Origin of the sequence: Nocardioides sp., assembly GCF_035429765.1 — a bacterium.
GTDB lineage: Bacteria > Actinomycetota > Actinomycetes > Propionibacteriales > Nocardioidaceae > Nocardioides.
Window position 1 is genome coordinate 14581 of sequence record NZ_DAOMFK010000030.1, and the last position, 9135, is coordinate 23715.

Annotated in this window: 10 protein-coding genes; 4 read left to right on the forward strand and 6 right to left on the reverse strand. The window is 71.7% G+C overall.

Annotated features, from left to right (window positions below; all coding sequences use genetic code 11):
* From PLP61_RS05185 to PLP61_RS05195, 3 genes are all read right to left on the reverse strand, one after another.
* The coding region (locus PLP61_RS05185; protein WP_324501041.1) for a beta-keto acid cleavage family enzyme at positions 1-764 on the reverse strand (764 nt) is incomplete at its 3' end.
* A gap of 9 nt (positions 765-773) precedes the next feature.
* Positions 774-1916 carry an aromatic ring-hydroxylating oxygenase subunit alpha gene (locus PLP61_RS05190; protein WP_324501043.1) on the reverse strand — a complete coding sequence of 381 codons (1143 nt, stop codon included), beginning with the start codon at positions 1914-1916 and terminating at the stop codon, positions 774-776.
* A 67-nt stretch (positions 1917-1983) separates the two neighbouring features.
* Positions 1984-2556 (reverse strand): TetR/AcrR family transcriptional regulator, encoded by a 573-nt coding sequence (locus PLP61_RS05195; protein ID WP_324501045.1) that lies wholly within the window; start codon positions 2554-2556, stop codon positions 1984-1986.
* Between the two features lie 154 nt (positions 2557-2710).
* Here PLP61_RS05195 and PLP61_RS05200 point away from each other — a divergent pair, with 154 nt between their 5' ends.
* Positions 2711-3169, forward strand: a complete 459-nt coding sequence (locus PLP61_RS05200) for an SRPBCC family protein (RefSeq protein ID WP_324501047.1) — start codon at positions 2711-2713, stop codon at positions 3167-3169.
* On the forward strand, positions 3162-4745 hold the full coding sequence (locus PLP61_RS05205; protein ID WP_324501049.1) for a phytoene desaturase family protein: 1584 nt from the start codon (positions 3162-3164) through the stop codon (positions 4743-4745). The genes PLP61_RS05200 and PLP61_RS05205 overlap by 8 nt, the downstream gene beginning before the upstream one ends.
* Positions 4746-4867: 122 nt before the next feature.
* On the opposite strand, the gene PLP61_RS05210 is transcribed toward PLP61_RS05205, so the two are convergent.
* On the reverse strand, positions 4868-6133 hold the full coding sequence (locus PLP61_RS05210; protein WP_324501051.1) for an APC family permease: 1266 nt from the start codon (positions 6131-6133) through the stop codon (positions 4868-4870).
* Entirely contained in the window at positions 6130-6273 is a 144-nt protein-coding gene (locus tag PLP61_RS05215) for a hypothetical protein (RefSeq protein WP_324501054.1), read from the reverse strand. The genes PLP61_RS05210 and PLP61_RS05215 overlap by 4 nt, the downstream gene beginning before the upstream one ends.
* Before the next feature lie 248 nt (positions 6274-6521).
* Between PLP61_RS05215 and PLP61_RS05220 the strand changes: the two genes are divergently transcribed.
* Positions 6522-7847 (forward strand): hypothetical protein, encoded by a 1326-nt coding sequence (locus tag PLP61_RS05220; protein WP_324501056.1) that lies wholly within the window; start codon positions 6522-6524, stop codon positions 7845-7847.
* Positions 7848-7974: 127 nt separating this feature from the next.
* Here PLP61_RS05220 and PLP61_RS05225 read toward each other — a convergent pair whose 3' ends face one another.
* Entirely contained in the window at positions 7975-8625 is a 651-nt protein-coding gene (locus tag PLP61_RS05225; RefSeq protein WP_324501058.1) for a hypothetical protein, read from the reverse strand.
* A 91-nt stretch (positions 8626-8716) separates the two neighbouring features.
* On the opposite strand from PLP61_RS05225, the gene PLP61_RS05230 reads away from it, so the two are divergent.
* Positions 8717-9135 (forward strand): carboxymuconolactone decarboxylase family protein (locus PLP61_RS05230; protein ID WP_324501059.1); only part of this gene is annotated, 419 nt, incomplete at its 3' end.

Genomic DNA, 9135 nt, shown 5'->3' on the forward strand with positions numbered 1-9135 from the left:
CCGACCCGCAGGTTGCCGCCGAGCATCGCCGCCTGGGTGGCGAAGGACATCTGGTGCCTGCCGGCGGCGAGCACCGACCACTCGTAGCTGTCGCCGAAGAGCCGGTCGGCAACGGTGTGCATGTGGACCAGGTTGTCCAGGTCGGCTCCGACGCCGCCGAGGATGCCGAAGACCATCTGCACGAAGTACGGCGGCTCGAGCCAGCCCTGGTCGATGAGCCAGGCGAGATTGTAGAGGTGCCCCAGGTCGTAGCACTCGAACTCGAACCTGGTCCCGTGGCCCTGACCGAGCTCCTTCACGACGTACTCGAGGTCGGCGAAGGTGTTCTTGAAGACGAAGTCCCGGGTCATCTCCAGGAACGCCGGCTCCCAGTCGTGCTTCCACTCGGTGTACTTCGCCGCCATCGGGAAGATCCCGAAGTTGAGCGACCCGACGTTCAGCGAGGCCATCTCGGGAGAGGTGGCGACGGCCGCGCGCAGCCGCTCCTCGCGGCTCATCCCGAGCCCACCGCCGGTCGACACGTTCATGACCGCGTCGGAGTGGGCAGCGATCGTGGCCATGAACTCCCCGAAGAGCTCCGGCCGCGGGTCGGGCTGCCCGGTCTCCGGGTTGCGCGCGTGCAGGTGGATGATCGCGGCGCCCGCCGCCGCGGCCTCGATCGACGCCCGCGCGATCTCGTCGGGCGTCACGGGCAGGTGCGGCGACATCGTCGGGGTGTGCACTCCCCCGGTGGGCGCGCAGGTGATGATGACCGGTTTCGACACGGGGCCTCCTCAGCAGCCGTCGACGAGCGAGCGGTAGGCGTCGAGCACCAGCCCGTGGAAGTGGTGGACGCCGTGCTCGGACAGCGGTCCGCCGGCAGGGTCGTAGACGATGCGGCCCTGGTCGTACGCCGGGGTGCTCATGCCGCGCTGGACGCTCTCGACGATGGCGATGTCTTGCACCTGCAGCACCTCGTCGACGAACCGGACGGCCTCGGTCTCCGCCTCGGTGGGCTCGGCGGTCTCGAGGTAGAAGTCCCAGGTCTCCAGGGTCCGGTCGGGACCGTCGGGCAGGATCTGCAGGACCATGAAGTTGCCCCTGCCGGGGTAGCGCAGCAGACAGGTGTTCGGCCACAGCCACCACACGGCGTGCTCCCGCACGGTCGCCCCGGAGACGTCGTACGCGGCGTTGGCGTGCGTGCCGGCCTCGGCGAAGTGGCTGGACCAGATGCCGTGCGTCTTGACCTCGTAGGTGCTCATCTCGACCAGGTCGACGAACTCCGGGTGCGCGATGTGGCAGTGGTAGCACTCCAGGAAGTTGTCCACGACGTTCTTCCAGTTCGACCGGATCGTGTAGGTCATCCGCCTGGCCAGGGTGAGCTCGGCCACGTCGGGGGCCCACCGTCGGATCTCCTCGGCGAGGTCGCCCGCCTGCTCCGCGAGCGGGGTCGCCGCTGGGTCGAGGTTGACGTACACGAACCCGCCGAACACCTCCACCTGGATCGGGTCCAGGCAGATCGCAGACGTCTCGAAGCCCTCCATCCGGTCGGCGCGGCGGGCCGCCCGCAGGTGGCCGGTGAGGTCGTAGGTCCAGGCGTGGTACGGGCAGACCAGGTTGCGCGTCGTCCCGGAGCCGCTCACCAGCTCGTGGGCCCGGTGCTTGCAGACGTTGTAGAACGCGCGCAGCTCACCGGACCGGTCGCAGACCACCACGACCGGCATCCCGGCCACCGTGGCGGACACGTAGCACCCCGGGTCGGCCAGCTTCTCGACGTGGCAGACCCACTGCCAGGTCCGGGCGAAGACCGCCCGGAGGTCGGCCTCGGCCCACTGCCGGCCGGTGTAGGCCTCCGAACGCAGCGACATCGACCGGCCCGGGTCGGCGTCGAACCCGGCGGAGACGCGCTCGAGGTCGGCCTGGGTGAGCAGAGTCATGGGCGCGAGCCTAGACGCAATTTGGACGATCGTTCAAGAGTCTGCTGCACGAGCGTCCAGGACCTCGTCAGGACAGCGCGATCTCCTCACACCGTGCGACCGCCCTGCGGATCGAGGAGCGGTCCAGCCCCAGGAGCGCGGTCAGCCACAGGCCGTTCTGCACGACGCTGATGTCGGCCGCCCGCCGGTTGCACTCCGACCTCGGCAGGTCGGGCCGCGCCGCCCGGATGAGCTCGGCCAGGCCCTTCCGGTAGCGCTGCTGCGCCTCGATGTTGATCTGCTCGAACTCCTCGCCGGCATTGGCCAGCGACCACAGCTGGAGCCGGAGGCTCAGGTACGCCGTGGTCAGGAACTCCTCGTCCGCCACCCGCCGCAGCGCCGCGCGCACCCGGTCCACCGGTGGCGTCGCGGGGTCCGGCACCACCATGGCGACGTCCTGCTCCTCGATCCGCCGCAGGGCCGCGGCGATCAGACCGACCTTGTCCACGTAGTAGTAGCCGACCAGCCCGTGGGCCACGCCCGCCTCCCGCGCCACCGAGCGGATGCTGACACCGGCGATCCCGTGCTCCCCGAGCAGGCGCAGCACCGCATCGAGGATCAGCCCCTGCCGGTCCCGGGCGACACCCGCTGGCTCGGTCACGACGGCCAGCCTAGGGGCGGACCGCGATCCAGGTCCTTGGCGGGGTGGGTCCGCCGCTCGGCATGCATGATGCCGCACCGCCGGACTACCGCGACGGGCAGGACGCCAGGGTGAAGGCCGAGTGCAAGCCCTGACGGCGGGGTACTCCCTTGTCATGGCGATCAACGAGCGAACGGTGCACGCCAGGTCCGTCGACGTGTGGGACGTGCTGGCCGACGGATGGCTCTATCCCCTCTGGGTGGTCGGAGCATCCCGGATGCGCGAGGTCGACGACCACTGGCCGCAGGTAGGTGCCCGGCTGCACCACTCGGTCGGCGCCTGGCCGCTCCTGGTCGACGACGTGACAGAGGTGGCCGCGGCCACGCCCGGACGCTCCCTCACGCTGTCTGCCAAGGCCCGACCCACGGGTACCGCCCGGGTCACCATCCGGCTCGCGCCGAACGGGTCCGACACCCGCGTGGTGATCGAGGAGGACGCGGTCAGCGGCCCGGCCCGGCTTCTCCCACGGGTGCTGCGCGACCTCGCACTAGGCTGGCGCAACGTGGAAACCCTGCGCAGGCTGGCCTTCGTGGCGGAGCGCCGAGGGGCCCGGCCACCGAGCGGTCATGCGTGACCGGGCGCCCTGGGACGCGATCGTCATCGGGGCGGGGCCCAACGGGCTGGTGGCCGCCAACCTGCTGGTCGACGCAGGCTGGTCCGTCCTGGTGCTCGAAGCCCAGGCGACTCCCGGCGGGGCGGTGCGCAGTGACCGCGAGGTGCATTCGGACTTCGTCCACGACACGATGAGCTCGTTCTACCCGTTGGCGGCCGTCTCGCCCGTGGTCCAGGGCCTGGGGCTCGACCGCTTCGGACTGGCCTGGCGGCACGCGCCCGCGGTGCTCGGCCACCTGGAGCCGGTCTCGGGAGAGTGGGCCCTGGTGCATCGCGACCGTGACGTGACCGCGACGCTGCTCGAGCAGCTGCAGCCCAGCGACGGGGAGGCGTGGCTCGCCCTGTGCGAGCTCTGGAACCAGGTGGGCGAGCAGCTGGTCGGCGCCCTGCTCTCGCCGTTCCCGCCGGTCCGCGCCGGGGCCGGGCTGCTGCGCCGGGTGGCCGCACCCGGTGGGCTCGACGTGGTGCGCTCGCTGCTGCTCCCCGCGCTCGATCTCGTGAACGACCGATTCACCGGGCCGGCCCCGCGGCTCCTGGTGGCGGGGTCGGCGAGCCATGCCGACATCCCGCTCGACGCGCCGGGGTCGGGGCTGATGGGGCTGGTCCTCACGATGATGGGCCAGCAGGTCGGCTGGCCGGTTCCCGAGGGCGGTGCCGGGAGGCTGACGGACGCGCTGGTGCAGCGTGCGGAGTCGGGCGGCGCCACTGTCCGCTACTCCGCCGAGGTCCGCGAGGTCGTGGTCGTCGACGGCAGGGCGGTCGGCGTGCGCCTGGCCGACGGGGAGCCCATCCGCGCGCGAGCAGTCCTCGCGGACGTGATCGCGTCCCGGCTGTACGGCGCCCTCGTGCCGGCGGACCGGCTGCCGCGGCGTACCCGTCGAAGGATCCAGCACTTCCGCCTCGACCCGTCGACGGTGAAGGTCGACTGGGCGCTCTGCGGCCCGGTCCCGTGGGCCAGGCAGCCCCCACACGCCCCGGGCACGGTGCACATCGCGGACTCGGTCACCGAGATGTCCCAGACGGCGGTGCAGATCCAGGCGGGGGTCGTCCCTTCCCATCCGTTCCTGCTGTTCGGGCAGATGACGACGACCGACCCGACCCGGTCCTCACCGGGCACGGAGTCGGCCTGGGCCTACACGCACGTCCCTCAGGAAACGGTGGGCGACGCAGGGCCGGAGGGCATCCTGGGGTCCTGGGACCACGCCGACCTCGAACGCATGGCGGACCGGATGCAGGCCCGGGTCGAGCGCCTCGCACCCGGCTTCTCCAGCCGCATCGTGGCCCGGCGGATCCTGGGTCCGCACGAGCTGGAGGCACGCAACGCGAACCTCGTGGGTGGCGCGGTCAACGGCGGCACCGCCCAGCTCCACCAGCAGCTCTTCTTGCGCCCGATCCCCGGGACGGGTCGCGCCGAGACGCCGATCCGCGGGCTCTATCTCGCCTCGTCGTCGGCGCACCCGGGCGGCGGGGTCCACGGCGCCGCGGGGAGCAACGCTGCACGGGCGGCACTGGTGGGGCGGCGACTGCGGCGTACGTGACTCGCCCGTGCTCGCCGGGCACGCCGGTAGGCAGGCTCCCGAAGGCGGGTGACGTTCGGGGAGGGCTCGAGGCCAGGCATGCGGCCCACTCGACGAGCGTGCGGCCACCGAGACCGGAGCATTCAGCCTGCGTGCCGGGGCAGGCGGAGACGCGCCAGACGGTAGAGGACCCCGAGGGCGAACACGCCCAGCCCCGCCACGACCGAGGTCAGCGGCAGCGTCGCCACCAGGACGACGCAGCCTGCCGCCCCGAGGACCTGGAGGACACGGGGGAACCTGCGGTGACCGGAGTCCTGGGTGAACGCGGACAGGTTCGCGACGAGGTAGTAGAGCAGGACGCCGAAGGAGGAGAAGCCGATCGCGCCGCGGAGGTCGACGGTCAGCACGAGAAGGCAGACGACGACGGCGAGCGCGACCTCGGCGTGGTGGGGCACGCGGTAGCGCGGATGGACGGCGGCGAGCCAGCCGGGAAGGTCGTGCTCGCGGGCCATGGCGAGGCTGGTGCGTCCGATTCCGGCGATGAGGGCCAGCAGTGCGCCGAGGGAGGCGGCGGCGCCACCGATACGGACGACCGCAGGGGCCCAGCCCCACGTGCTCGCCTCGGCAGCGGCGGCCAACGGGGCGGTGGTCGAGGCGACTCCCTCCGGGCCGAGCACGCTGAGGAGGGTGACGGCGACGACGGCGTACACGGTCACGGCCACGGCCAGTGCGAGCTGGATGGCGCGCGGGATGGTCCGCGCGGGATCGCGGACCTCCTCACCCATGGTGGCGATACGGGCGTACCCGGCGAACGCGAAGAACAGCAGCCCGGCCGACTGCAGCAGGCCGTACCAGCCCGTGTCGGGGTCGACGAAGGTCGCTGCCCGGCCGGGGTCGCCGTCCGCGCCGAGGAAGCCCGCCGCCACCACCACGGTGAGCGCGACCAGCACCACGGTGACGATGATGCGGGTCAGCCGGGCGGTCCGGGTGACCCCCCGGTAGTTGACCGCCGCCAGTCCCACGACGGCTGCCACCGCGGCCGGGCGCTGCCACCCCTCCGGCGCGGCGTACGCGGCGAAGGTGAGCGCCATCGCGGCGCAGCTGGCGGTCTTGCCGACGACGAACCCCCACCCGGCCAGGAACCCCCACCACTCGCCCAGGCGCTCACGCCCGTAGACGTAGGTGCCGCCGGAGGTCGGGTACTGCGCGGCAAGCTGAGCCGAGGCCGTCGCGTTGCAGTAGGCGACCACGGCGGCGATCGCGAGCCCGATCAGCAGCCCCGCCCCGGCGGCCTCGGCGGCGGGGGCGAAGGCGGCGAACACACCCGCACCGAGCATCGACCCGAGACCGAGCACGACTGCGTCGCCGGTGCCGAGGCGGCGCGCGAGGCTCGGCCCGCTGGAGGTCACGAAGGCTCCTCGCCGGTGTGGCCGGGCAGGACCTCGTGGGCGAGCTCGGCGACCGCGCGCCGCGCATCGGCGAGGGCGGACAAGCCGGCTTCGGTGGCGCGGTACACCCGCCGCCTGCGGCCGCCGACCACGTCGGTCATCGAGGTGAGCAGCCCCCTCGGACTCGCCTTCCGATGTCAGGAACCGATGATAGCGGCCACCAGGGTTGCGGCTGATGGCCATGGTCGGGAGAAGGGACGCCGTGCCTCGCCGATGATCCCGCCGGTGAGCTTCGCGCTTGGCCCGCGGTGGGGTGTTGGGTCAGCGGTGTCCGCGAGCGATGATGTCGGTGGGAGCCCGCGGCGTCGCCGGCTCGGTTGATGGGATCCGGGCTCGGACGGAGCAGGTCATGTTCACCCGACTCTCTCGCCTCCTGATCACCCTCAGCGTCGTGTGCGCAGGCGCGGTCGGCGCGACGACGGCATCGTCCGACGTCGGTGTGAGCGCCACCGGCGGCTGGGACCGCCCCGTCAAGCTGGCACGCGTCGTCGTGGGGGACGTCGATGTCGCGCCCAACGGCGACATGGCGGTCGTGATTCCTCGGGCCGCTGGCGTCGTGCTGCGCGAGCGTCCGTCCGGGGGCGCGTGGGGAACGCCGACCGCGGTGCCTGGCACCCAGAAAGCGCGGGAGCTGAGGGCGGCGTACGACGGGGACAGTCTGCTGAGCGTCGCGTGGCTCGAGCGTCGCGGCACGGCGAGGCGCGTGCTGACCAGTCATGAGCTTCCGGGCGGCGGCTGGAGCACCCCTGAGGTGGTGGCGGTACGCCGGGTCGGCTGGTTCTCCGAGCTGCAGCTGACCGTGAACATCCACGGAGACGCTGCCGTCGGTTGGGTGTGGCGCAGGGAAGGGGTGGGCTTTCGGTTGCTGATCGCCCAGAGCTCCGCCGGCGTCTGGGGCGCCGTCGCGCGGCTCGGGGAGGTCGCCATGTTCGAGCTGGCGCTGGGCGACGACGGCCACGCCGCAGTGGTGATGAACCGCTTCGAAGGCAAGGACCCGAGTGTGACCGAGATCGTGACGGTGGTGCGGCAGAGGCCGTCGGGTGAGTGGGGGCCCGCCAGGGTGCTGGTCAGGATCCCCGACGTCACCTTCTACGTTGGCATGGGCTCGGTGGCGGTCGACGGTGCGGGGACGACCACAGTGGTCTGGCGTGGCCAGTCCGCGGACGGCGACTGGCAGCTCCTGGCCGCCCGCGGCCGGGTGGGCCACCGGTGGGAGGCCCCGGTCGCACTGGATCCTCGAGCGGGCGCCGTCCACGAGTCACCGCCCCAGGTCAAGGCGGCGTCGGACGGAAGCGTGACGGCCTTCTGGATCCACCGAGACCGCTCCTTGCGCGCGGCCAGGCACCAGGCGGGCGGCGACTGGGCGCACCAGGTCGTCGTGACACGCGAGATCGGCACCTACGTCTGGGACGCCGACGTAGATCCGTCGGGCCGCGCAGTCGCCATCTGGGCAGAGCGCGGATGGTTCGGAGAGCCCGGGGCTGGGCTGCGTGCCCGGCTGATGAACCGTCGGGGGACCTGGGGCGCCGTCGCGAACATCACCCTCCCGAACGCGCGGCTGTACTACCCCAAGGTGGCGATGGGCCACGGCGATGCCCTCGCGGTCTGGCAGCACGTCGTCGACTCCGATACCTCCCCGACACGGGCCAGCGTCCACCTGGCCGGGTCCCGCTGACTCGAACCGAGCCGCTCGGGGAGCACGCCCGCACCGCCGGTCACGTCCCAGCGCGGTCCGCGGCGCAGTGATGCGGCCCTTCTTGAACCACCGACGACCGACCCACCACCGGTCCGGAGAGGAGCCCTCACGCCGTCCGCTCGGCCCGCTCGGCAATCCCCAGCAGCATGCGGCGCATCATGGGGAAGTCTCCGACTTCCATGAGCAGCACCGTCAGGGGCAGCAGCGGCCCCGAGTCGTAGCGTGCCTTCAAGCGGGTGACGAGACGGGTGCCGCCCGCTTCGTCAGCTGTCAGTCGCCACGCCCAGGTCGAGTCCGGTTTGCTCCACACCAGTGAGCGAGGCTCGTCAAGACTCACGACCCGAAACGCCGTTCGGTCGTCAGCGGTGGCGGCCATCGGCGCCGCCAGGTCCCCGACCGACGGGGTTTGGAACTCCTCGAGGACCTCTCTGGTGCTGGGTCGGCCGAGGTTGTCCAGGAGGTCATAGGAGTAGAAGCCGGCACGTCCGTAGCCGACCTGCACGATCCAGGGCCACACCCTGTCTGGGGGCGCGGCGATCGAGATCGCTCTCGTGGCAACGAACCCCGCTCCGTCCAGGAGGTCGTCGCCCGGCATCGGGCCGGAAACCTCGTCATGGGTCGCACCCCACGTCAGGTGCCACGATCGGTAGCGCGCCACCAACGTGGCGGCACCCCCGACCGCAGCAAGCGCAACCAGCGTCCGTCGTACCCACCCTTGGGTCGCCTTGTGAGGTAACACCATGCTCCACCAGATCATGCCTCGCCCCACAGCTGTCCAGGTGGTCCCGTTGAGAACCTGCCGCGCGCGGGCCATGGCGGGACACCGTGGGTAGGCGCAGGATTGGGGCATGTTCATCGACACCGTCCCCGAGGAGTCCGCTGCCGGCCCGCTGGCGGAGTTCTACCAGCAGCAGAAGAGTGCCTGGGGTTTCCTTCCGAACTTCGCTGAGGCCTTCTCGACTCGTCCGGAGGTAGCCAGAGCGTGGAGTCTGCTGAACAAGACCGTGCGTGACGGAATGGACCGCCGCCGTTTCGAGATCGCCACCATCGGCGCTGCCCGGGCGCTGCACTCCACGTACTGCACCGCCGCGCACTCGAAGTTCCTGCGGGATGAGTGTGGGGACGAGGCCACGGTGATCGCCCTCGCTGAAGACCCGAGTGGTGACGGTCTCGACCAGGTGGACCGTGCTGTCTACAACTTCGCAGGCCAGGTGGCTCGGGACGCGTCGTCGGTCCAACAGCACGACGTCGACGCCCTGCGCGAGCT